Source organism: Acinetobacter sp. TYF_19 (genome assembly GCF_043105125.1).
GTDB lineage: Bacteria > Pseudomonadota > Gammaproteobacteria > Pseudomonadales > Moraxellaceae > Acinetobacter > Acinetobacter johnsonii.
Genome location: NZ_JBICLH010000025.1, coordinates 1 through 437 on the forward strand (window position 1 = coordinate 1; position 437 = coordinate 437).

Here is a 437-nt window from a genome sequence, read left to right on the forward strand (position 1 = left end):
AGTTTGACTGGGGCGGTCTCCTCCTAAAGAGTAACGGAGGAGTACGAAGGTGCGCTCAGCGTGGTCGGAAATCACGCGTAGAGTATAAAGGCAAAAGCGCGCTTAACTGCGAGACCCACAAGTCGAGCAGGTACGAAAGTAGGTCTTAGTGATCCGGTGGTTCTGTATGGAAGGGCCATCGCTCAACGGATAAAAGGTACTCTGGGGATAACAGGCTGATACCGCCCAAGAGTTCATATCGACGGCGGTGTTTGGCACCTCGATGTCGGCTCATCTCATCCTGGGGCTGAAGCAGGTCCCAAGGGTATGGCTGTTCGCCATTTAAAGAGGTACGCGAGCTGGGTTTAGAACGTCGTGAGACAGTTCGGTCCCTATCTACCGTGGGCGTTGGAAATTTGAGAGGATCTGCTCCTAGTACGAGAGGACCAGAGTGGACG

The 437-nt window shown here is 53.8% G+C and carries 1 rRNA gene; it reads left to right on the plus strand.

What is annotated here, in order from left to right:
- Positions 1 to 437, plus strand: a 23S ribosomal RNA gene (locus ACF8FD_RS02955); the annotation flags it as partial.